Annotated in this window: 17 protein-coding genes; 11 read left to right on the top strand and 6 right to left on the bottom strand. The window is 72.5% G+C overall.

Annotated elements, in window-relative coordinates:
• Positions 1-557: 557 nt before the first annotated feature.
• Positions 558-6,020, top strand: coding sequence for a carboxyl transferase domain-containing protein (locus ACPXBU_RS14930; RefSeq protein ID WP_425758461.1), 5,463 nt, complete (start codon positions 558-560; stop codon positions 6,018-6,020).
• 33 nt (positions 6,021-6,053) lie between these two features.
• On the opposite strand, the gene ACPXBU_RS14935 is transcribed toward ACPXBU_RS14930, so the two are convergent.
• Positions 6,054-6,176, bottom strand: coding sequence for a hypothetical protein (locus tag ACPXBU_RS14935; protein ID WP_425758462.1), 123 nt, complete (start codon positions 6,174-6,176; stop codon positions 6,054-6,056).
• 141 nt (positions 6,177-6,317) lie between these two features.
• Here ACPXBU_RS14935 and ACPXBU_RS14940 point away from each other — a divergent pair, with 141 nt between their 5' ends.
• The 3 genes from ACPXBU_RS14940 to ACPXBU_RS14950 all read left to right on the top strand — a co-directional run bounded on the left by ACPXBU_RS14940 (position 6,318) and on the right by ACPXBU_RS14950 (position 10,681).
• Positions 6,318-6,791 (top strand): RNA polymerase sigma factor, encoded by a 474-nt coding sequence (locus tag ACPXBU_RS14940; protein WP_425758463.1) that lies wholly within the window; start codon positions 6,318-6,320, stop codon positions 6,789-6,791.
• 13 nt (positions 6,792-6,804) lie between these two features.
• A complete protein-coding gene (locus ACPXBU_RS14945) occupies positions 6,805-7,251 on the top strand; it encodes a hypothetical protein (RefSeq protein ID WP_425758464.1) in 447 nt (148 codons plus the stop codon).
• 70 nt (positions 7,252-7,321) lie between these two features.
• On the top strand, positions 7,322-10,681 hold the full coding sequence (locus ACPXBU_RS14950; protein WP_425758465.1) for a hypothetical protein: 3,360 nt from the start codon (positions 7,322-7,324) through the stop codon (positions 10,679-10,681).
• A 48-nt stretch (positions 10,682-10,729) separates the two neighbouring features.
• On the opposite strand, the gene ACPXBU_RS14955 is transcribed toward ACPXBU_RS14950, so the two are convergent.
• On the bottom strand, positions 10,730-11,308 hold the full coding sequence (locus ACPXBU_RS14955; RefSeq protein ID WP_393361189.1) for a sigma-70 family RNA polymerase sigma factor: 579 nt from the start codon (positions 11,306-11,308) through the stop codon (positions 10,730-10,732).
• A 185-nt stretch (positions 11,309-11,493) separates the two neighbouring features.
• On the opposite strand from ACPXBU_RS14955, the gene ACPXBU_RS14960 reads away from it, so the two are divergent.
• From ACPXBU_RS14960 to ACPXBU_RS14985, 6 genes are all read left to right on the top strand, one after another.
• Positions 11,494-12,078 carry a hypothetical protein gene (locus tag ACPXBU_RS14960; RefSeq protein WP_425758466.1) on the top strand — a complete coding sequence of 195 codons (585 nt, stop codon included), beginning with the start codon at positions 11,494-11,496 and terminating at the stop codon, positions 12,076-12,078.
• A 6-nt stretch (positions 12,079-12,084) separates the two neighbouring features.
• Positions 12,085-13,317: an efflux RND transporter periplasmic adaptor subunit gene (locus ACPXBU_RS14965; RefSeq protein ID WP_425758467.1), complete on the top strand. Its 1,233-nt coding sequence runs from the start codon at positions 12,085-12,087 to the stop codon at positions 13,315-13,317.
• 5 nt (positions 13,318-13,322) lie between these two features.
• Positions 13,323-14,003, top strand: a complete 681-nt coding sequence (locus ACPXBU_RS14970; protein ID WP_425758762.1) for an ABC transporter ATP-binding protein — start codon at positions 13,323-13,325, stop codon at positions 14,001-14,003.
• The gene (locus ACPXBU_RS14975) at positions 14,000-15,229 is read left to right on the top strand and encodes an ABC transporter permease (protein WP_425758468.1); all 1,230 of its coding nucleotides are present in this window, start codon (positions 14,000-14,002) and stop codon (positions 15,227-15,229) included. The genes ACPXBU_RS14970 and ACPXBU_RS14975 overlap by 4 nt, the downstream gene beginning before the upstream one ends.
• Positions 15,230-15,302: 73 nt before the next feature.
• Positions 15,303-16,004: a response regulator gene (locus ACPXBU_RS14980; RefSeq protein WP_425758469.1), complete on the top strand. Its 702-nt coding sequence runs from the start codon at positions 15,303-15,305 to the stop codon at positions 16,002-16,004.
• On the top strand, positions 16,001-17,824 hold the full coding sequence (locus ACPXBU_RS14985) for a sensor histidine kinase (RefSeq protein ID WP_425758470.1): 1,824 nt from the start codon (positions 16,001-16,003) through the stop codon (positions 17,822-17,824). The genes ACPXBU_RS14980 and ACPXBU_RS14985 overlap by 4 nt, the downstream gene beginning before the upstream one ends.
• 53 nt (positions 17,825-17,877) lie before the next feature.
• Here the strand turns inward: ACPXBU_RS14985 and ACPXBU_RS14990 are convergent, their stop codons facing one another.
• From ACPXBU_RS14990 to ACPXBU_RS15005, 4 genes are all read right to left on the bottom strand, one after another.
• Positions 17,878-18,825: a metallophosphoesterase gene (locus tag ACPXBU_RS14990; protein ID WP_425758471.1), complete on the bottom strand. Its 948-nt coding sequence runs from the start codon at positions 18,823-18,825 to the stop codon at positions 17,878-17,880.
• 201 nt (positions 18,826-19,026) lie between these two features.
• Positions 19,027-19,935, bottom strand: coding sequence for a hypothetical protein (locus tag ACPXBU_RS14995; RefSeq protein ID WP_393361211.1), 909 nt, complete (start codon positions 19,933-19,935; stop codon positions 19,027-19,029).
• A gap of 31 nt (positions 19,936-19,966) precedes the next feature.
• Positions 19,967-20,764 carry an SDR family NAD(P)-dependent oxidoreductase gene (locus ACPXBU_RS15000; protein ID WP_425758472.1) on the bottom strand — a complete coding sequence of 266 codons (798 nt, stop codon included), beginning with the start codon at positions 20,762-20,764 and terminating at the stop codon, positions 19,967-19,969.
• A gap of 48 nt (positions 20,765-20,812) precedes the next feature.
• Entirely contained in the window at positions 20,813-21,643 is an 831-nt protein-coding gene (locus ACPXBU_RS15005; RefSeq protein ID WP_425758763.1) for a fumarylacetoacetate hydrolase family protein, read from the bottom strand.
• Positions 21,644-21,759: 116 nt separating this feature from the next.
• Between ACPXBU_RS15005 and ACPXBU_RS15010 the strand changes: the two genes are divergently transcribed.
• Positions 21,760-22,470, top strand: coding sequence for a (Fe-S)-binding protein (locus tag ACPXBU_RS15010; protein WP_425758473.1), 711 nt, complete (start codon positions 21,760-21,762; stop codon positions 22,468-22,470).
• Positions 22,471-22,508 lie beyond the last annotated feature (38 nt).

A 22,508-nucleotide genomic window follows, 5' to 3' on the forward strand; every position in this document is an offset into this window, starting at 1 on the left:
AAGATCGATTGCGCAGCGGCGCTCCGCTGGCACTGCCAGGCACTGAGGCTGACCGCCCGCAACGCCGGTTCGCGCGTGCCAGGCGTGGCCCGCCGGCCGCATGCCAGGCCGCGCGGATCGAGCACCGGCATGCCAGGCCGTGCGGATCGAGCACCGCCGCGCGGATCGAGCACCGGGCGGACGAAATCGAGTGGGGCACCGATCAGCGCCTGCCCCGAAGATCCCGATACCGTTGGCGACCGCACACTCCGTACCGCCTGCGCCGGGATGGTCGAGCCGGACCGGCGCTTGACTGGACCGGCGATGATCGTCTCGACCAGCCGATCTGGCGCGGGTGAACAGCGGAGGCGGGGCGACGCGAACCCGTCGCGCCCTTCTCGATCAACTGCGACAGCAGGCCGGGGCGCCAAAAACTTTTGTGCACTTCCTACAACTGGGGGACGGTGGGTTCGGTGGTTGCGCCATAGCGCTGGCCGCCGCCAGCCGGAAGGGTGATCACTGCTGGGAGCCGTCGTCTCGCGGCACGCAGTCCGAGGTCTAGCTAAGGGGTCAGTCGGGTGTTCAACCGTGTCGCCATCGTCAACCGAGGTGAAGCCGCCATGCGGCTCATCCACGCGGTCCGCGAGCTGGCTGCGGAAACCGGCAGACGGATCGAAACCGTAGCTCTCTACACCGACGTCGACCGCACCGCCACATTCGTCCGCGAAGCGGACGTCGCCTACGATCTCGGTCCGGCAGCCGCCCGCCCGTACCTCAATCTGGCGCTGCTGGAGCGCGCGCTGACCGAGACCGGGGCCGACGCCGCGTGGGTCGGCTGGGGCTTCGTCGCCGAGGATCCGGCGTTCGCCGAGCTGTGCGAGAAGATCGGCGTCACATTCGTCGGGCCGAGCGCGGACGCCATGCGCCAACTCGGCGACAAGATCGGCTCGAAGCTGATCGCGGAGAAGGTCGGCGTGCCGGTCGCCCCGTGGAGCCGTGGCGCCGTCGAGACCCTGGACGCCGCACGTGCCTCGGCGGCCGAGGTCGGCTACCCGCTGATGCTGAAGGCGACCGCGGGCGGCGGCGGGCGCGGCATCCGCGTGATCCGCAACGAGGCCGAACTCGACGACGCGTACGAGCGCACCAGCCAGGAGGCCGCGCGCGCGTTCGGCAGCGGCATCGTGTTCCTGGAGCGCCTGGTCACCGGCGCTCGGCATGTCGAGGTCCAGGTGATCGCCGACGGGCAGGGCACGGCCTGGGCGCTCGGCGTCCGGGACTGCTCGGTGCAGCGGCGCAACCAGAAGGTCATCGAGGAGTCGGCGTCGCCGGTGCTCGACCCGGCACAGGCCGCCGAGCTGAAGACGTCGGCCGAGCGACTGGCCATCGCTGTCGGTTACCGGGGCGCGGCGACAGTCGAGTTCCTGTACCACCCCGGCGATCGACTCTTCGCGTTCCTCGAGGTCAACACCCGCCTCCAGGTGGAGCACCCGATCACCGAGTTGACCACCGGGTTCGACCTGGTCAAGGCGCAACTGCACGTCGCCTTCGGCGGGCGCCTCGAGGGCGCGCCGCCCGCCGAGCGCGGGCACGCCATCGAGGCCCGGCTGAACGCCGAGGACCCCGACCGCGACTTCGCGCCGTCGCCGGGCCGGATCGCACGGCTGGACCTGCCCAGCGGCCCCGGCATCCGGGTGGACACCGGCGTCAGCGAGGGCGACACCATCCCGGCCGACTTCGACTCGATGATTGCCAAGATCATCGCGTACGGCCGCGATCGCGACGAGGCGCTCGGCAAGCTCCGTCGGGCGATGGCGAACACCACGGTGATCATCGAGGGCGGCGCGACGAACAAGAGCTTCGTGCTCGACCTGCTCGACCAGCCCGAGGTGATCGACGCCAGCGCGGACACCGGCTGGATCGACCGCGTCCGCGGTGAGGGCCGGCTGGTCACGCACCGGCACTCCGCGGTCGCGTTGGCCGCCGCCGCCATCGAGGCGTACGAGGAGGACGAGCGCATCGAGCGGCAGCGACTGCTGTCGACGGCGTCCGGTGGCCGCCCGCAGGTGCAGCACGCCAGCGGTCGACCGTTGGACCTCAAGTTGCGCGGTGTCGGCTACCGCACGCGCGTGGCGCGGGTCGGCGCGCACCGGTTCCGCGTCGGCATCGAGGCGGGCGCCGCCGTGCGCACCGCCGACGTCGAGCTGGACCGCTTCGACCGGCACACCGGTCAGATCGTCGTCAACGGCATCCGGTACCGCCTGCTCACCGGCACCCACGGGCCGACCCACCTGGTCGAGGTGGACGGCGTGACCCACCGGATCAGCCGCGACGAGGGCGGCGTCCTGCGCTCCCCGATGCCGGCGCTCGTCGTCGCCACGCCACTGGAGATCGGTGCCGAGGTCGAGGCCGGCGCGCCGGTGCTGGTGCTGGAAGCGATGAAGATGGAGACGGTGCTGCGGGCGCCGTTCAAGGCGCGGCTCAAGGAGTGCGCCGTCTCGGTGGGCAGCCAGGTCGAGGCGGGTGCGCCGCTGCTGCGCCTGGAGCCGCTCGCGGACGAGGCCGACGACACCGCGGCCGACCCGACGAGCGAGGCCGTCGAGCTGGACCTGCCCACCGCCGCCGGGGAGGTTCCGGCGTCCGCGCGCAGCAGGCGCGGCCAGGAGGACCTGCGGGGCCTGCTGCTCGGCTTCGACGTCGACCCGCACGACGACAGTCGGGTGCTCGACGGCTACCTCACGGCCCGCCGGGCCGCCAGCGAGGCCGGTCCGCGGCAACTGGCCGCGGAACTCGACCTCATCGAGGTGTTCGCCGACCTCGCCGAGTTGAGCCGCAACCGGCCGACGGGCGAGGACGGCGGCGCCGCACACGTACACAGCGCCCGTGAGTACTTCCACACCTACCTGCAGAGCCTCGACGTCGAGCGGGCCGGGCTGCCGGACGCCTTCCAGACCAAGCTCGCCAAGGCGCTCGGCCACTACGGTGTCACCGACCTGGAGCGCTCCCCCGCGCTCGAAGCCGCCGTCTTCCGGATCTTCCTCGCCCAGCAACGGGCGTCCGCCGACGCAACCGTCGTCGCGACGCTGCTGCGCGCCTGGCTGGGGGAAACCCCGCCGGACGAGGCGCTGCGCGAGCCCGCCGGTCTCGCGCTGGAACGGCTGATCGCCGCCACACAGGTCCGTTTCCCCGCGATCGCCGACCTCGCCCGCGGCGTGGTGTTCGCCTGGTTCGCCCAGCCGCTGCTGCGCCGCAACCGCGCCCGCGTCTACGCCCAGGTCCGTGGGCACCTGCGGCACCTGGACGCCCACCCGGACGCGGCCGACCGCGCCGAACGCGTCGCCGAGATGGTACGCAGCACCGAACCACTGGTCCGGCTGCTCGGCCAGCGGCTCGTCCGCGACCACCTCGACAACGCGGTCGTGCTGGAGGTGCTGACCCGGCGCTACTACGGCAACCGGGCGCTCACCGGCGTGCGGACCCAGGAGGTCTCGGGCTGCACGTTCGTGGTGGCCGAGCGCGCCGATTCGAGTGTGGTCTCCGCCGCGGTGCGCTTCGACGCGCTGGGCGGCGCGCTGCGCGGCCTGGCCGAGCTGGCCACCGACGAGGACTCCGTCGACGCCGACATCTACCTCGGGTGGGAGAACCAGCCGGAGGACTTCGACGCGATGGCGGCGGCACTGGCGGAGGTCATCGCCGCGCACCCGCTGCCACCGCAGGTCCGGCGGGTGACCACTACCGTCGCGGGTCGCGGCGGGGCGGTCATGCACCACCACTTCACCTTCCGCCCGTCGGACGACGCGCTGACCGAGGACCGGTTGATCCGGGGCCTGCACCCCTACATCGCGCAGCGGATGCAGCTGGAGCGGCTGCACAAGTTCGACCTGACCCGCCTGCCGTCGTCGGACGAGGAGGTCTACCTCTTCCAGTGCGTGGCATGGGACAACCGGGCGGACGAACGCCTCGTCGCGTTCGCGCAGGTGCGTGACCTGACCGAGCTTCGCGAGCAGGACGGCCGCCTGGTGGCGCTGCCGACGGCCGAGGACGCCATCGCCGCCTGCCTCGACTCGATCCGTCGCGCCCAGTCACGGCGACCGTCGAAGACCCGGTTCAACACCAACCGGATCGTGGTCTACGTCTGGCCGCCGAGCGAGCTGACCCGCGAGGAGATGGAGATGATCGCCGGGCGCGTCCGCCCGACGACAGTGGGCGCCGGACTGGAGGAGATCCTGTTCATCGCGCGGCAGCGCGACCGTCGGACCGGCGAGCTGACCAAGATCGCCGTACGGATCTCGTTCGACGCCGCGGGGGGCGCGGAGCTGGCCGTCGGTGAGCCGCCGGTCGAGCCGATCGAGCCGCTCGACGAGTACCGGCTGAAGGTGCTGCGGGCGAGCAGCCGCAACACCGTGTACCCGTACGAGCTGACCGGCCGGCTCGGTGACTTCGTCGAGCACGACCTCGACGACCAGCACGTGTTGGTGCCGGTGCGGCGGCCGAAGGGGCGCAACAGCGCCGCCATCGTGGCCGGGGTGGTCACCACGCCCACCGAGCGGCACCCGCAGGGCGTGACCCGGGTGGTGCTGCTCGGCGACCCGACAAAGGCGCTGGGCGCCCTGTCGGAGCCGGAGTGCCGGCGCGTGATCGCCGCACTGGACCTCGCGGAGCGGATGAACGTGCCCCTGGAGTGGTGGGCGCTGTCCGCCGGGGCGCGCATCTCGATGACCACCGGTACGGAGAACATGGACTGGGTGGCCGCGGCGCTGAAGCGGATCGTCGAGTTCACCCAGGCCGGTGGTGAGATCAACATCGTGGTCGCGGGCATCAACGTCGGCGCGCAGCCGTACTGGAACGCCGAGGCGACGATGCTCATGCACACCAAGGGCATCCTGGTGATGACACCCGAATCGGCGATGGTGCTCACCGGCAAGCAGTCGCTCGACTTCTCCGGTGGCGTGTCCGCCGAGGACAACTTCGGCATCGGCGGCTACGACCGGGTGATGGGGCCGAACGGGCAGGCGCAGTACTGGGCGCCGAACCTGACGGCCGCGCGGGACGTGGTGATGTCGCACTACGACCACACGTACGTCGCGCCCGGTGAGGACGCGCCCCGACGGGCGGTCACCGTCGACCCGACCGACCGCGACATCTCCGACTTCCCGCACGACGTGGCGGGTAGTGCCTTCGCCACGGTCGGGGAGATCTTCTCCGTCGCGCACAACCCGGACCGTAAGAAGCCGTTCGACATCCGTACGGTGATGCGGGCCCTCTCCGACCAGGACCACCCGGTGCTGGAGCGTTGGGCGGGCATGGCGGACGCGGACACCGCTGTCGTGCAGGACATCCACCTCGGTGGCATCCCGGTGTGCCTGCTCGGCATCGAGTCCCGGTCGGTGCCTCGGCACGGCTTCCCGCCCACCGACGGTCCGGACACCTACACGGCGGGCACGCTGTTCCCCCGTTCGTCGAAGAAGGCGGCGCGGGCGATCAACGCGGCCAGCGGCAACCGGCCCCTCGTGGTGCTGGCCAACCTGTCCGGCTTCGACGGCTCACCGGAGTCGATGCGCAAGCTGCAACTGGAGTACGGCGCCGAGATCGGCCGGGCGATCGTCAACTTCCGGGGGCCGATCGTCTTCTGTGTGATCTCGCGCTACCACGGCGGCGCCTTCGTGGTGTTCTCGAAGGCGCTGAACCCGAACATGACAGTGCTCGCCCTGGAGGGTTCGTTCGCGTCGGTGCTCGGTGGCGCGCCCGCCGCCGCGGTGGTGTTCTCCGCCGACGTCAATGCCCGCACGGCAGCCGACCCGCGGGTGCGGGACCTGGAGGCGCGCGCCGCCGCCGCGGCCGGCACCGAACGCGCCGCGTTGACCGCCGAGCTGGACGAGCTGCGTTCGTCGGTGCGCGCGGAGAAGCTCGGCGAGGTGGCCACGGAGTTCGACCGGGTGCACAACATCCAGCGCGCCGTCGAGGTCGGGTCGGTCGACGCCGTCGTCCGGGCCGCCGAACTGCGTCCGCGCATCATCGAGGCCATCGAGACCCGTCTGGGCTGACGCCGAGGTGACGCCGACCAGGGACCAGCCTGATCAGGCTGGTCCCCGGTCGACCACCGCGAAGCCGGTGACCACGAGGGCCGGCGGCCCGCCGGCGTCGCGGGCCGCGCCGAGCGTGAGTGCGGTGACGGTCGTGACGAGGCCGGTACGCGACACGGGTTCCTCCAGGGTGGCGAGTGGGAATACTCCACCCAGGACATGCCGTGGCGCTCCCGGCGATTGCACCCCGGTCAGATGCAATCGGCGGGCGGCCCCGGGTGTGTCTGTGGTGGGAGATCCGCGACCGCAGGAGGTGCCGTGCGAGGCGACCAGCCGGATGACCGTGCCGCCTTCGAACGGTTCTTTCAGACCTGTTACGGCCGGATCAGCGCCCAGGTCCACGCCTATCTCGGCGACCGGGCCGAGGCCGAGGACATCAGCCAGGAGGCGTTCCTGCGGGCCTGGCAGAGGTGGCGCGTCATCTCCTCGTACGACGATCCGGTGGCGTGGGTACGCCGGGTGGCCTGGAACCTCGCCACCAACCGGCTGCGCCGGCTCACCGTCGCGGCCCGCGCGTTACGCCGCCAACCCCTCGTGGCGCCCGTGCCGGCGGTCCAGCCGGACCATGTGGCGCTCGTCGCCGCCCTGCGTACGCTGCCGGAGCGGCAGCGCCGGGTAATCGTGGCCCGCGCCACCGCCCACACCGGCGACGACGTCCCCCTCCACACCGCCCGACCGGCGGACCCCGTCGCGGTCGACGTCACCGTCGGCCACACCGAGCGCGACCGGTAGCGCTCCGACGCCGGTGAGCGTGCGCGGTGTCGACCTGGCGAACGCCACGATCACCATGACGGCGTCGACGGGCGACGAGTGCCTGACCGGCAGGATCCGATTCGTCGACGGCAGGGGCGGCCCGTCGGGCGACGCCGCGCACATCTCGATCTCCTCCGCGTACGACGAGGGCCCCGCGACGTTCGGTGACCTGAACGGCGACGGCCGCGACGAGGCGGTCGTGTACGGGTCTTGTCTGGCCGGCGCCGGTGACGAGGACGCCTCCGGTCAGGTGCTGGTCGTCACCGGGCGCACCGGTCAACTGGTCGGCAGCTGGGTCGGGCCGGTGGCCGAGGCGGGCAACGACGTGCGGATCACCGGCGGGCGACTGGTCATCTCCTCGTTCAAGAAGTACGCCGAGCCCGAGGTGCCGGTGGATCACACCTATCGCTGGAACGGGACCCGCTACGTCCAGAGTTGAGCCCTCGGGTCAGGGCGGCGGGCCGAAACCGGGGCGACGGTTCGGGGTCGTACCGGCCACAATGGGCGCCGTGCAGAGACCGACACAGCACCTGCTCGACGACCTCGACGTGCTGCCGTACCCGCAGCGGATGGCGACGCTCGCGCGTCGAGTCGGTGACCTCGCCACCACAGGTGACCTGCCGGTGGTGCTGGCGGACCTGCGCGCCGGGACGACGTACCACAGGTTGCTGGCGGTCACCGCCAGCCAGATCGTCGGTGACCACGCGGCGGTGCGGCTGGCGCTCGACGACCCGGACCGCGTGATCCGGTCCGTCGCGGTGAAGGCCGGCCTACGCGCCGGGTGGCTCGCCGGCGACGACCTGCTGGCGCTCGTGCACGACGCGCCGGCCGACCTGCGCAGCCTGGTCTACCGCTCGCTGCGGCACCTGCGCCGCCCGTCGATCGCCGACGGGCTGGTCGACGGCCTGTGGGATCGCTTCGGCGCCACGGAGGTGGCCGCGCTGCTGCCGGCCTGCGGTCCGGACACGGTCCGCCGGCTGCTGCCGGCCGTCGAGCACACGGTGCCGGGGTGGGCGCCACTGGCCCGTCGCCACTCCGATGTGCTGCTGGAGCACGCCGAGGCGGTGTTGGCAGGTCTCGGCCCGCGCCAGCGCGTCACCTGGTGGACGACGCATTCCCGTGGCGTCCTGCTGGCCGGCCGGGATCGGCCGCGACACGCGCTGACGCTGCTGGAACGCTACGCCCCGACCGATTACCTCCCCGGCGACCTGACCGCCTACGGCCCGCTCGCCGCCGCGTCGCCGGAACGGGTCCTGGCGATGCTTGTCGCCCCCTCCCGGGCGGGCTGGGTGCCCTACGAGTGGCTACCTCCGGCGCTGCTGCGCCGGCTGGGTCGCCTGCCGGACGCGGAGCTGGTCGAGTTGGGTCGGCGGGTGCGGGGCCACAACAACTCGTTGGACCGGCTGTTGGCGGCCGTCGCACCGTCTCGGCGGGGCGTCCTCTACGACGCGGTGCACGCCGGCGTGGAGACCGCCGCCGAGATCCCGGACCCGCCGCTGATCGAGGTGCTGCCCCGCGCCTGGCGAGCGCGGGAGGCTCGCCGGGTGCTGGCACTGGACCGGGTCCGCCACGACGCGGCGGCGGTGCGGTCGTGGAGTGCGTTCCTGCCCTGGCCGGAGGCGTCCGCGGTGCTCGGTCCGGCGCTGGGCGCGGCCGACGCGCAGGACCGTGCCGTCGCGTACGAGCTGCTGCTGGCCGCCGCGCGGCGCAGCGCAGACCCGGCGGTGGTGGCCGAGGCGGTGGCCCGGCTGGTTCGGCTGCGCAACGAGCAGGACCCGGTCCGTGCCGCGGCCCTGACCGCCCTGGCCGAGCTGTCCCGGTTGCTGCGCGCGGACTCGGTCGAGGCGCTGACCCAGCTCACCGTCGACGCGACGACCACGCGCGACGCGTCGAGCCGTACCCTGACCGCGCTCGGCAGCCTCGCCGTCGGCGTGCTGGGCCAGCACCACGACGACCCGGCCCTGTTGGGATGGGCACTGAAGACCCTCGACCGACTCTTCGGCGGCCACCGGCTCCCCCCGTTGCCCCGGCTCGACAAGACGCTGCGCCACGGCCAGGAGGAGATGGTCTTCGCCCGGCTGCGGCCCTGGATCGAGGCGGGCATGACCCGTGGGTCGCGCACCGAGCTGTTCGCGGTGACCCGGGCCCTCGGACGGCGGGCCTGGCGGTTGCCCCAGCTCCAGGAGTTGCTGCGCCGGGCGGGCACGCCGGGCACTGTCGCCGGGGTCGTCCGCCAAGCCGTCGAGCTGTGGCTGGCCGACCCGACGACCCGGGCGCAGCGGGTCGAGCAGGTGCTGGCCCGCGACCTGTCCACCATCACGTTCCCCACGGTGTGGCGGACGGTCAGCACACGGCGCACCGACCTGCTCGACCGGGTGCTGCTCGGCCCACCGCCCAGCGGGGCGTTCCTGACCGCCGGCGCCCGCTGGGTTCCCGGCCCGCCCGAGCACGCCGAGCGGTGGCTGCCCCGGCAGCAGCAGGCCTACGTACGCCTGCTGGCGCAGGTCGCCGCCGATGCCGGCACGCCGCGGCACAGCCGCGCCGCCGCCATCCGGGCCGCCGCGCCGATCCCCGGCGCGGGGCGGGACCTGGTGCTGCGGTACGCCGGGTCCGCGGACGTCACCCTGGCCGAGGCGGCGCTGGGCGCGCTGCCGTGGACCGACCGACCGGACGAGGCGCTGCCGGTGCTGCTGGCGCACGCCGACGACGATCGGGCCCGGGTCGCCCTGTACGCCGCCAGCCGCGCGGCCCGGTTCATCCGGCCGACCGACCTCCTGACGCCCCTGTCGCGGGTGGCCCTCGGCCGGGGCAAGGTGACCAGCCGCAAGGCGTCGCTGCGACTGCTCGGCCAGTTCGGCCCGCCGGCGACGATGCCGGTGCTGCTGGCGGCGTGGCGGCAACCCGACCAGCACCGCGACGTCCGGGTGGCGGTCGTCGACGCGGCCCGGCAGCGGCTACCGGCACCGGAGAGCTGGGTGATCCTCGAAGAGGCGGCCGCCGGCGGTCCCGAGGAGGCGCAGAGCGTCCTGGCGACGTCGCCCGAGCAGGTCGCCGGGCCGGACCGGCCCCGCTACGGCGCCCTCGTGGCGCTCGCCTGCGCGAGCCCGCACCACGACGTCGCCCGGTCGGCCTGGCCCCGGATGGCGCGGTGGATGCCCTGGGGGCCGGATATCGGCGACCTGGTCACGGCGGCGCTCACCGACCTCGGCGGCCACTCCGCCTGGCCGTCGGCGCATCCGATCGTCGGCGCGATGCTCGACCACCCCGATCGACCCGAACGGGACGTGCTCTCCACCGCCCTGCGCGCCCTCGTCGGCATCGACGAGGCCGACCCGGACGACGGTGGGCCCTTCGCCGACCGCCCGGCCCGGCGGCGCATCAGTGCCGTCCTGGGCCAGGCGGGGACCTGGGCGCGGTCCGCCGAGTCGCACCGGGACCGGGCTCCGGCGCAGGCGGCGGCCCGCGAACTGGGACAGCACCCGGCGTACGTCGCCGAGGCGGCCACGCTGCTGACCGCGTTGCTGCGGCTCAGCGGCACCACACCGGAGCAGCTCACCACCGACGTGGTCGAGATCGCCGAGCTGGTCGCCGGTCGGCCGGCGCTCGCCGCCCGGCTGGCCGACGTCCTCAGCCAGCGGACGGCGCGGTGGTCCCCGGTGGCACCCGATCCGGACCTCGTGCTCGCCGCGGCCCGCACCCTCGCCGCGCGCGGCGATGCCACCACCGGCCTGTTCGCGGTGGCCCTGGTGCACGAGGGCCGGGCGCGCGGGTGGGCGGAGCCCTGGCGGGACCTGCTCCGGTCGCTGCGGAGGCATCCGGTCGCCGACGTCCGCGACGGCGCCTTCGGCATCTGCATGGCGGCGGACTGACGGGTGCCCGCCGGTCGGCGGCCGGCCGCACCGTGCCTCGATGCGCCCTCAGCCGGTTCGCCGACTACGGGTCGGACCCCCGTCGGCCTGCCAGGCCGCGACGAGATCCTCGCGGGCCCGGGCGACGCGAGAGCGGATCGTGCCGACGGGACACTGGCAGACTTCCGCGGCCTCGGCGTAGGACAGGCCGAGCACGTGCGTGGCCACGAACGCCTCGCGACGCTCGCGGCTCAGACCCGCGATCACCTGCTGGAGGGTGACACCCTCGTCGGCGCCGGCCGTAATGGCGCCGGCGGCCTCGGCCGCCGCCTGCCAGTCCGGCACCGACGCCAATCGTGGCCGGACGACCGCCGTCCGGACGTGATCCACGGCGACGCGGCGCGCGATCGTGAACACCCAGGTACGCGCCGACGAGCGGCCGGCGAAGCCGGGCAGGTTGCGAAACGCCCGCAGGAACGTCTCCTGGGTCAGGTCGTCGGCCTCACCCGGCCCGGCCAGGTGCGACAGGAACCGCCAGACCTGGTCCTGCAGTGCGCGGACGAACGCCGTGGCGGCCTGCCGGTCGCCCCGGCCCGCCTCCTGCGCCCACCGGGTCACCTGCTCGTCGTCAGCGGCGCCGTTGCGCACAGACCACCGTCCTGGGTGCCACGGGCGCTCCTCCATGCCGAGATGCCGTCATCGGATCGCGCCGCTCAGCCGCGCACTCTGGTGGTCGGCGGCGGGCCCGGGAAAGTTCCCGGGACCTGACCGCGCTGGGAAAACGGTGTGCGCACCTAACACATTGCTGACATGCGGCGACCAGGCTGACCGGCATGCGCACAACGAACGTGAAGATGATCGGTTTGGCGGGTCTGCTGTTGTCGCTCGCGGCCTGCGGCGGCGACTCAAGGGGATCGGGGCCGGAGGTGGCCGCGATCCCGGGCGCGACCACGTCGGCGAGCGCCGGCCCGGCCGGTTCGACAAGCAACGCCGACCGCCAGCTCCCCCTGGGCGCGAGCAAGCAGGAGATCGACCGCCTCTACGGCGCCTATTACGCCTGCTGGACGCAGCACGGCGTGCCCTCGGCACCGGCGAAGGACGGCAACGGCGGCCCGCTGCTCAGTTACAAGATGGACGAGAAGAAGTATCAGCCGGCCGTGGACGCGTGCGCCGACAAGGAGCCGCTGGGCGCTCCCGAACTCGACCCGCACCAGAATCCGAACTTCGCCGACGACCTCCGCGAGAAACTGCAGTGCGTCCGGGAGCACGGCCTGTCGATGGAGATCCGACAAGGGGGCACCGACAACGCCGACATCTGGGTCGCGCCGGAGACCAAGGCCAACCTCGAGAAGGCGAACAGCGACGCGGGCATGGAGATCCAGCGTCAGTGTGAGATCTCGGCCTTCACGCAGCGGTAGCCGATCATGCGAACGAAACCCCTCATCATCACCATCACGTGCGGCGTGCTCGCGCTGGGCGGCGCGGGCTACGCCGTCCACGCCAGCGCCGGCGACGACTCTCCGGCCGCGCAGCCGGCCGCGGCCAGGGTGGCCACGGTCGAGGTGGTCCGGACCGACCTCTCCGACTACTGGGCCGAGAGCGGCACGGTCGGCTACCGCAAGCAGCGCACCCTGCGGGGTGTCGCGCCCGGGGTGCTCACCTGGCTGCCGAAGCCCGGCGCCACGATCGCCCGCGGTGACATCATGTATCGCTCCGGTGACCGGCCGGTGATCCTCTTCTACGGGTCGTCGCCGATGTTCCGCGACATCGACGTGATCGGCATGGTCGGCCGCGACGTCAAGGTGCTGGCCGACAACCTGCGGGCGCTCGGCTACCGGATCGGGTCCCAACCCGCGCCGGGCACCCGGGTGACCGTCCAGGGCCTGTCGACACCGGCCGCCGGCGACCAGGGCCTGTCGAGCCCGGCCACCGGCGACCAGGGCGCGAACGGGGAGGCGAACAAGCCGGGTTCGACGCCGGCGGCCTCCGGCGCGGGGGCGTACCAGACCGTCGTGACCAGCCAGGACGCCGTCTTCACCCGATCGCTCAAGGACGCCGTGAAACGCTGGCAGACGGCCAAGGGCGTACGTCCGGCGACCGGCACCGTGACCCTCGGCGACGTCCTGGTGCTGCCCGGTGCGGTGCGGGTGGGCGTGGCTTCGGCCCAACTCGGCGACGACGCCACCGGCAACCTGATGGCGATCAGCGACCAGGCCAAGGCGGTCTCCGTCGAGATCGACGCCAGTCGGGCCGACGACCTCGGTGCGGGCCAGAAGGTGCAGATCACCCTTCCGGACAGCTCGCACACCAGCGGCACCATCACCTCGGTGAGCAGCAACGTCCAGGCCAGCTCGTCGGACGGCGACAATCCGGGCTCGGAGGGTCCGAAGGTGCAGGTCGTGATCGCGGTGGACGATGCCGCGGCGATCCAGAACATCAGCTCGGCCGCCGTCGAGGTCCGGTTCACCGGCACCACCGAGCGCGACGTGCTCGCCGTCCCGGTCGGCGCGCTGCTCGCGCTCAGCGGCGGCGGCTACGGCGTCCAGATCTCCGACGGCGCTCTGGTCGCGGTGAAGGTGGGCCTGTTCGCCGACGGCATGGTGCAGATCACCGGTACGGGCATCACCGCCGGCACCCGGGTGGTGACGACGTCGTGACGACGGTGCTGGAGATCGATGGCGCCAGCCGGCGCTACGGCGGGGACGTGACGGCGCTGTGCGACGTCTCGTTGCGGATCGACGCGGGCGAGTTCGTGGCCATCCTGGGGCCGTCCGGGTCGGGAAAGTCCACCCTGCTCAACATCATGGGCACGCTGGACCGGCCCACCGAGGGCCGGGTGCTGATCGGCGGGCGGGACCTCAGCACCATGTCCGACCGGCAGTTGTCCAGCCTGCGTGGCCGCTGGCTGGGTTTCGTGTTCCAGCAGTTCCATCTCACCGACGGGCTGAGCGCGACCGAGAACGTCGCGACCGGCCTGCTCTACGCCGGCGTACACCGCCGGCACCGCCGGGCGCTGGCCCTGGCGGCACTGGAGCGGGTCGGTCTGGCCCACCGCGCCGACCACCGTCCCCAGGCGCTCTCGGGTGGCGAACGCCAACGGGTGGCGATTGCCCGGGCGCTCGTCAACCGTCCCGCGCTCGTGTTGGCCGACGAACCGACCGGGGCGCTCGACGCGGCCACCGGCTCGGCCGTGCTGGACCTGCTGACCGAGTTGAACCGGGAGGGGACCACGATCGCGCTGATCACCCACGATCACGAGGTGGCCGCCCGGGTGCCCCGACAGCTCCGCATCCTGGACGGCCGCCTGGTGTCCGACTCCGCGGCGGGCGGTGCGCCGGCATGAGGCGTACCCGTCGAGCGGCGAGAGTGGACCGGGACGCCGCACCGGTCCGGTTGGCCCCTGCCGACCTGGTCGGTCTGGGCCTGCTCGGTCTCCGCACGCGGCCGGCGCGGGCCGCGCTGTCGGCGCTCGGCATCGCGATCGGCATCGCCACCCTGGTCCTGGTCACCGGGATTCCCGCGTCGAGCCAGCGGGCGCTCGAGGAGAAGCTGGCCGCCCTGGGCACCAACCGGCTGCAGGTCACACCGGCGCCCAACCGCGAGCCACCGGTGCAGCTGCCCGTCGAGTCGGTGGACATGGTGTCCCGGATCGCGCCGGTGACGGTGGCGAGCGCGACCGCCGACTTCGGGCTGAACGTCGCCCGCTCGGACCGGACCGGCGCCGGCGACTACAACGCCATCGCGGTCGTCGCCACCAGGGCGAACCTGCTCGCGGCGATCGACGGCCGGGTACGCTCCGGCCGCTTCCTGGATGCCGCGATGGAACGCCTGCCGACCGTGGTCCTCGGCTCGGTGGCCGCCCAGCGGCTCGGCTTCGCCGCCGTCGACCTCGCCCAGCCGATGCAGGTCCACCTCGGCGGGCAGCGGTTCAGCGTGATCGGCATCCTCGACGCGGTGCCACTCGCGCCCGAGATCGATCGCTCCGCGATGATCGGCTGGGAGGCGGCCAACCGCTGGCTGCGCTTCGACGGGCACCCGACCCGGATCTACGTGCAGACCACCGACGCCCAGGTCGTGGCGGTGCGTTCGGTGCTGGCCGCCACGGCCAACCCGGAGCATCCGAGCGACGTTCTCGTCAGTCGTCCCTCCGACGGGCTCGCCGCCAAGCAGGCGGTGCGGCAGACCTTCAACTCGCTGCTGTTGGGGCTGGCCGGGATCGCGTTGCTCGTCGGCGGCATCGGCGTGGCCAACACGATGTACATCTCGGTGCTGGAGCGACGCCGCGAGATCGGCCTGCGCCGGGCCCTGGGCGCGAATCGGGGCCAGGTGCGCATCCAGTTCGTGACCGAGTCGATCGTGCTGTCGGCCCTTGGCGGAGCGGCCGGAGTGCTGGCCGGCGCGGTGGCCGTCGCCGGCTACGCGACCCTGCAGGACTGGCCGGTGACCATCCCGGCGGCGGCCGCCGCCGTCGGGCTGGGAGGCGCGCTGATCATCGGGGTGTTGGCGGGGGTCTACCCGGCCATGCGGGCGGCCTCGCTCGATCCCACCGAGTCACTGTCGAGTGTCTGAGCTGCCGTTAGGAATCTGTCAGGTCGGGCCGGCAATCGGTTCGGCGCCGCAGCGGCGACCTATCATCGCCGGCATGTGTGCGATGGTCCTGGTTGCTGACGACGATCTGCGGCACGCGGAGGGGATCCGCCGCTATCTGGTGGCCGCCGGCCACGAGACGATCGTGGTGCACGACGGGCGGGCGGCGCTGGACGCCGCCCGCCGGGACCGGCCCGACCTGCTGATCCTGGACGTGATGATGCCGGGAATGGACGGCTTACAGGTATGCCGCACGCTGCGGCAGGAGTCGGACGTCCTGGTGCTCATGCTCACCGCGCGCAGCGCGGAGAGTGACCTGCTGCTCGGCCTGGACCTCGGCGCCGACGACTACCTGACCAAGCCGTTCAGCCCACGGGAGTTGGTGGCCCGCACCCGTACGCTGCTGCGCCGCGCGTCCCGGGGCGCACCCGAGCCCGCCGCCCGCGGTATCCGGCAGACCGGTCGGATCAGCGTCGACCCGGTCGGGCACCACGTGACCGTCGACGGTGAGCGGGTCGAGTGCACCCGTGGCGAGTTCGCCATCCTGGCCGCCATGTCGGAGCAACCGGACCGGGTCTTCACCCGGGCCCAGTTGCTGCACCACACCCGTGGCCTCGACCGCAGCTCGACCGAACGCACCATCGACGTGCACGTGGTGAATCTGCGCCGCAAGATCGAACATGACCCGAGACGTCCCCAGCAGTTGCTCACCGTGCACGGTGTGGGCTACAAGCTGACTCCGGGCCCGACGCCGTGAGCAAGGACCGGGTGCCGCTGCGGCACAGCCTGGTGACCCGGCTGCTGGTCGCCTCCGTGGTGATCGCGCTGGCCGCGATCTCGGCCACCGCCTGGCTGGCGGCGACCACGACCACCCGCGCGATCAACCACGAGCAGGGCGGCGCGGTCGCCGACGACAAGGCCGTCTACCAGGCGCTCGTCGGTTACGCGGCCACCCACCATGACTGGTCGGGGGCCGCCGACCTGGTGCACGCGCGCGCCGCCGAGCTGGGTCGCCGCATCACGCTGACCACCGACGACCACCGGGCCATCCTCGACTCGCAGGCCGGGCCGTCGCTGCGGAACACCCGCCCCTCGGCCGTGGTGGACCCGCTCTCGGTCGACCTGGGCCTGACCGGCGGCGACGCGCACATCGACGAGCGGGCCGTCGGGCCCTACGTCGTGCCGTCCGACGACCGGTACGTGCTGAACGAGGTGGCCAAGAACACCCTGACCTGCTTCAACAAGGTGGGCTACGACGGTGCCATCGAGATCGCGAAGACCGGCCGCCCGAGTGTCGTGCTCACCACCGTCCGCGCCGAGGCCGAGCGACCCCTGACCCGGTCCGTGACCGAGAGCTGCGGGTTCGCGCTCGACAGCCTGGTCAGTGCCGCCGAGAAGAAGGCACTCGAGACGCTGGCCACCCTGACCGCCCGCTGTCTCGGCCTGGGCGACCGCGCCTCCCAGTTACGCATCACGCCGACCTTCACGGCATATCTGAGCGATTCGGCTGTCGTCCGGACCGCGCACGACGACATCGAGGTGAAGCCGCCGTCACTGCTCAAGCCGGCCGGGCCGGTCGGCGTCGTGCAGGGCTGCGTCGAATCAGCGCGTCGGACCCAACTCCGACCGTACGTGGCGCCCCGCGCGCTGCTGTTCGTCACCGCGCCCGGCACCGGCCGCACCACGCTGAGTCTGTCCGGCGGCAGCATCGGACGGATCGTGGCGGTCACCGGCGCGATCCTGCTCGCCACCGTCGCGGCGACCGTACTCGTCGGGCGACGCCTGGTGCGGCCGCTGCGCGACCTCGCCGTCGCGGCCGAACTGCGCACGCCCGCACCGGTGGCCGGCCGCGACGAGATCGGCCGGTTGGCGCGCGCCCTGAACGACTCCGCGCGACGTCGGGACCGGGCCGAGGCGCAACGCCGCACCATGGTCGACGACGTGGCGCACGAGCTGCGTACCCCACTGAGCAACATCCGTATCTGGCTGGAGGCGGCCCAGGACGACCTGGCCCCGACCGACGCCCACCTGCTGGCGCTACTGCACGAGGAGGCGCTGCTGCTCCAGCACATCATCGACGACCTCGGCGACCTGGCAGCCGCCGACGCGGGCACGCTGCGGATCGACCTGGAGCCGACCGACCTGCGGGACGTGCTCACCCACGTGGTCGACAGCCAACGGGGCAGCGCGCTCGCGGCCGGGGTACGCCTGGAACTCGGCGTCGTGGGCGATCCGGTGGTGCACGCCGATCAGGTGCGCCTACGACAGGTGGTCGGCAACCTGATCTCGAACGCCATCCGTCACACCCCGTCCGGCGGCTCGGTCACGGTCGGCGCGAGCGGCACGACCATCTCCGTCCGGGACACCGGCAGCGGCATCGCCGCGGCCGACCTGCCGAGGATCTTCGACCGTTTCTGGCGGGCCGACGAGTCGCGCAGCCGGGTGACGGGCGGCAGCGGGCTCGGCCTGGCGATCGCGCGCCACCTGACCGAGGCCCACGGCGGCGCGATCGAGGTGCAGAGCGAACCGGGCCGGGGCACGCTCTGCACCGTCCGACTGCCGGGCCTCGGCGGTTGACGCGGCGGTTCCGCCGCCAACCGCCGGGACCACGACACTGACCGGGGTACGCGTCAGCGGACCACCCCGATACCCGAGAACGACCTGTCGTACTCGGTGAACGATCTGTTGGTGTGCGGCGCGTAGATCCAGGTCCGCAGCGAGTTGGCGGCGGTGTCGATCTCGACCAGGCGGACCGGGTTCGTGGAGTTGGAGTGGAACGTCTGGAGGAACGAATAGATCTTGTTGCCGTTGACTCCGGTGTCGACCCGGTTGCCGGCGATGCCGGTGTGACCGGAGAAGACGAACCGGATGTTGGCGTACTGCTTGACCAGGTTGTCGAAGAGATACTGCGGGCTGGTCGCGCCGAACCCGGCGCTCTGCTCGATGGCGCCGTTGCCGTCGATGTAGTCGTGGGTGACCACGATGACGTTGTGCCGGGGGTTTGCCGCGACGACGTTCCTGGCCCAGTTGACGGCCGCGACCCGGGGCCAGAGTTCCAGGGTCAGCACCAACCACTGCGCGCCGCCGGCCTCGAATGTCGAGTACGAGTTGTCGACCTTGCCGGCCTCGAACTGCCCCTTGACCGCGCGGTACTGGCTGACGGTGAAGTACTGGTTGAACACCGTGGTGTCGCGGATGAGTTCGCGGGCGGGGTCGCGGACCGGGCCGCCGACGCCGGGGGCCTGGGTGTCGTGGTTGCCGAGGGCCAGGGCGTACGGGATGGCGGCGTTTTCGATCGGGCGCATCGCGCTGCGGGCGGTGACGTACTGCGCGTGGTCCGGGGTGTCCCAGTTGACCACGTCACCGGAGGAGGTCACGAAACGCAGGTCCAGCGCGGACCGGTTCCGCACCAGCCAGTTGGTGCGGTTGAGGAAGCGGGTGTCGCTGCTGTTGATCACCTCCTGCTGGGTGTCCGGCAGGACGGCGAAGCTGAACTTCGTGTCGGTGGCGTCGGCGGCCGCCGTACGAATCGCACCGCCACCAACTGTGCCCCCCGCGACGACGACCGCCACCGCCATCGCCACGAACCTTGACCTGGATCTCCTGATACGCACCGCTGGTCCTCTCCTGCCGAGATACGCCCAGGAACTGGGTATTCGCAGCCTAGAGAGGATTGGTACGGCAGATGTAAATGTCTGGAAACGGTCCTGAGTACATGGGTCGCTTCCTCCGCGAGGGTGATCCACCTCCGCCGCGCCGGCGAGGCGACCGACTCCGCCCTACCGGGACGTGCCGCCGCGGCGACCCGCGCCGGCGGTGGAGGGCCGGTGGGCGATGCGGGGAGCCCGCACCGCCGAGGAGTTGCCGGACCCCGGGCGGAAGTCCCGGGCCGCGCTGGCCACCATCTCGTCGGGATCGCGGGTGAGGGCCTGCCGGATGTGCGCCGGAACGATCTCGGAGGTCGCCATCGCCAGGCGGACCTGCACCGAGCGATCGTCGAGCAGGCGCGTCAGGTCCGCCTCGTCCACCTCGACGGCACGCACGAGCGCGACGCGGACGTCGACCACCGGGTCCGCGGCGAGCGCGCTGCGCTGCGCGGCGGTGGTCCGCGGGTTACGGGCCAACCCCTTGCGGACGCGTGCGGTGCGATCGGCCAACAGGGCGGTGAGCACGTCCGGGTCGTGGGTGTGGCTGGCGAGTCGCTCCCGCACCTCGGGTGAGACGTCGTCGACAAGCTTGGCGGCCAGCTCCGGCTCCAGGTCCCGGCGCTCCGCGAGGAGACCGCGAAGCTCCTTGTCCGATGCCTCGGACATGACCCGGCGGATCGACTCGTCACAGGCGGGGTTGCTGCCGACCGCCCAGCGGATCCACCGGTCGGCGTCCTTGACGAGACGCATGAGGTTGGCGATCGAGGCCGAGGGGTTGCTCGCCACGGCCTCGCGTACCTGCCGGTCATGGTCGCGGGTCAGCGGCCGCAGTGCCTGCGCCGGCGCGTCGGCCCGAGCGGCGACCGCCTTGCGGACCACCGCCGACGGATCGGACGCCAGGTCGATAAGTGTCATCTGTGGCGTGGTGGGGTCCTGGGCCAGGGCGAGCCGGGCGTCAGCGCTGCCACCGATCGGACGGTGGTCGGCGACGTCGGACCCGCTGTGACGGTCGGGCTCGCCGACGTCCTGCTGTTTCCCCATGGCGCAATCATGTCACGCGCCGCCGGCCCCCTCAGGAGGCGACCGCTCCCGGCTGCGCCGGGGCCGGCGCGGAGGCGGCCCGGGCGGGTAGCCGCAGGCCGGACATGCCGCCGTCCACCGGAAGCGACGACCCGGTCACCGACCCGGTCGCCGGCGACGCGAGATAGACGACGGCGGCGGCCACCTCGTCGGCGGTCACCAACCGCCCCGTCGGCTGGCGGGACGCGAGTTGCCGCTTCTCCGCCGTCGGGTCGGCCGCACCGGCGAGCAGGCGGGCCACCCAGGGCGTGTCCACGGTGCCGGGGGCGACACAGTTGACCCGGACCCCCTCGGAGACCAGGTCGGCGGCCATGGCGAGGGTGAGGGCGTGCACGGCGCCCTTCGACGCCGAGTAGAGGGCGCGCTGGGGCAGGCCGACGGTCGCCGCGATCGAGGAGATGGTGACGATCGCCGCGGACGACGACCGGCGCAGGTACGGCAGGGCGACGGCGCTCATCCGGGCCACACCGGCGACGTTGACGTCGAGTACCCGGCTCCACGCCTCGTCGTCGTTGTCCTCCACCGTGCCCACGGCGGAGATGGCGGCGTTGTTGACCAGGACGTCGATGCCGCCGAAGGTGTCGGCGACCGAGGCGACGGCCGAGGCGAGGGAGGACCTGTCGGCCACGTCCGCCCGGACGCCGTGAACGCGCGGGTCCTCGGGGAGACCCGACACGTCCAGGTCCAGCACTCCCACCCGGGCGCCGGCGGCCAGGAACGCCCGCACACAGGCGTGGCCGATCCCCGAGCCACCTCCGGTCACCACCGCCACCAGACCGTCACACCGCATGCCTCGCTCCCCTCCCGAGCAGTCCTCCGAGTCGACACCCACCGCCGTTCAGGCGGCTTCCAGCGTGTTGCGCTGCCGGCCGAGGCCCTCGATCTCGACCTCCATCACGTCGCCGGCGGCCAGGTACGGGAACCGGCCGGAGAGCGCCACGCCCTGCGGGGTGCCGGTGTTGATGACGTCGCCCGGGTCCAGGACGGTGTACTGGGACAGGTGCCAGATCAGGTACGCCACGTCGAAGATCATGTCCTTCGTCGTGGAGTCCTGCCGGGGCTCGCCGTTGACCCAGGAGCGCAGCCGCAGCGCCTGCGGGTCGTCGATCTCGTCCGGGGTGACCAGCCAGGGGCCGAGCGGTTGGAACGTCTCGCAGGACTTGCCCTTCGACCACTGCCCACCGGACACGGCGAGCTGGAAGTCGCGCTCGGAGACGTCGTTGGACAGCGCGTACCCGGCGATGTGCCCGAGAGCGTCGGCCGGCGAGGCGAGGTAGCGGGCCTGCCGGCCGATCACCACCGCCAGCTCCACCTCCCAGTCGGTCTTCGTCGAGCCCCGTGGGATCAGGACGTCGTCGTAGGGGCCGACGACGGTGTTGGGCGCCTTGTAGAAGATGATCGGGGCGGTGGGTGGCTCGGCGCCCGACTCGGCGGCGTGCGCGGCGTAGTTCTGCCCGACGCAGAGGACCACACCGGGACGGGCGATCGGTGCGCCGACCCGCTGCCCGGTGACGTCGATCTCGGGCAGGTCGGTGGCCTCGCGGACGCGCCGGACGCCGTCCGCGCCGAGGAACTCCGCGTCGATGTCGGCGGTCAGCGACGAGAGGTCGAAGTGCCGGCCGTCGACGGACAGGACGGGGCGTTCCCGCCCGACGGGCCCGACGCGCATGAATCTCACGAACCATCCTCCGGTGCCTGGTGGCGGCAGAGTCGTTTCCGATAGGATCTTGCTTCGCCAGTGTGTACTCGCTCACACCAACACAGTCAAGGCGGGTCGACGCCGCCATGCGGATAGCCCTCTTCATCACCTGCGTCAACGACATCGCCTATCCGGGCACCGGCATCGCGGTCACCCGCATCCTGCGCCGGCTCGGCCACACCGTCGACTTCCCGACGGGCCAGACCTGCTGCGGGCAGATGCACGCCAACACCGGCTACCGGGCCGAGGCGATGCCGATGGTGCGCAACTACGTCGACGTCTTCGACGCCTACGACGCCGTCGTCGTGCCGTCCGGGTCGTGCACCGCGATGATCCGCGACCAGTACCCACGGCTGCACGCGCCCGCCGCGTCGGTGGCCGAGCGCACCTACGAGCTGTCCGAGCTGCTCGTCGACGTCCTCGGCGTCACCGACGTCGGCGCCGAGTTCCCGGAAACGGTGACCTACCACCCCACCTGCCACGGGCTGCGACTGCTGCGGCTGGGTGACCGGCCGCTGCGGCTGCTGCGTCAGGTGCGAGGCATCCGGTTGGTCGAGCTGGCCGACGCCGAGGAGTGCTGCGGCTTCGGCGGCACGTTCGCCCTGAAGAACCCGGACGTCTCCACCGCGATGCTCACCGACAAGTGCGCCCGGGTCGGCGAGACCGGAGCACGGGTGCTCGCCGCCGCCGACAACTCCTGCCTGGCCCACATCGGTGGCGGCCTGGACCGCCACCGGTCGGGCGTGCGGGCCCTGCACTACGCCGAGATCCTCGCCGCGACGGGGGGCACCTCGTGAACGGGCCGGTCGCACCGGCCACCGGGAGCGGGCGGATC

This window comes from Micromonospora sp. DT231 (assembly GCF_049847025.1).
Lineage (GTDB): Bacteria > Actinomycetota > Actinomycetes > Mycobacteriales > Micromonosporaceae > Micromonospora.

Coding starts and splice junctions, on each gene's coding strand:
- ACPXBU_RS14960 (WP_425758466.1), top strand. CDS start 11,494: ATGCGCACAACGAACGTGAAGATGATCGGTTTGGCGGGTCTGCTGTTG.
- ACPXBU_RS14965 (WP_425758467.1), top strand. CDS start 12,085: ATGCGAACGAAACCCCTCATCATCACCATCACGTGCGGCGTGCTCGCG.
- ACPXBU_RS14975 (WP_425758468.1), top strand. CDS start 14,000: ATGAGGCGTACCCGTCGAGCGGCGAGAGTGGACCGGGACGCCGCACCG.
- ACPXBU_RS14980 (WP_425758469.1), top strand. CDS start 15,303: ATGTGTGCGATGGTCCTGGTTGCTGACGACGATCTGCGGCACGCGGAG.
- ACPXBU_RS14990 (WP_425758471.1), bottom strand. CDS start 18,825: ATGGCGGTGGCGGTCGTCGTCGCGGGGGGCACAGTTGGTGGCGGTGCG.
- ACPXBU_RS14995 (WP_393361211.1), bottom strand. CDS start 19,935: ATGGGGAAACAGCAGGACGTCGGCGAGCCCGACCGTCACAGCGGGTCC.
- ACPXBU_RS15000 (WP_425758472.1), bottom strand. CDS start 20,764: ATGCGGTGTGACGGTCTGGTGGCGGTGGTGACCGGAGGTGGCTCGGGG.
- ACPXBU_RS15005 (WP_425758763.1), bottom strand. CDS start 21,643: ATGCGCGTCGGGCCCGTCGGGCGGGAACGCCCCGTCCTGTCCGTCGAC.
- ACPXBU_RS15010 (WP_425758473.1), top strand. CDS start 21,760: ATGCGGATAGCCCTCTTCATCACCTGCGTCAACGACATCGCCTATCCG.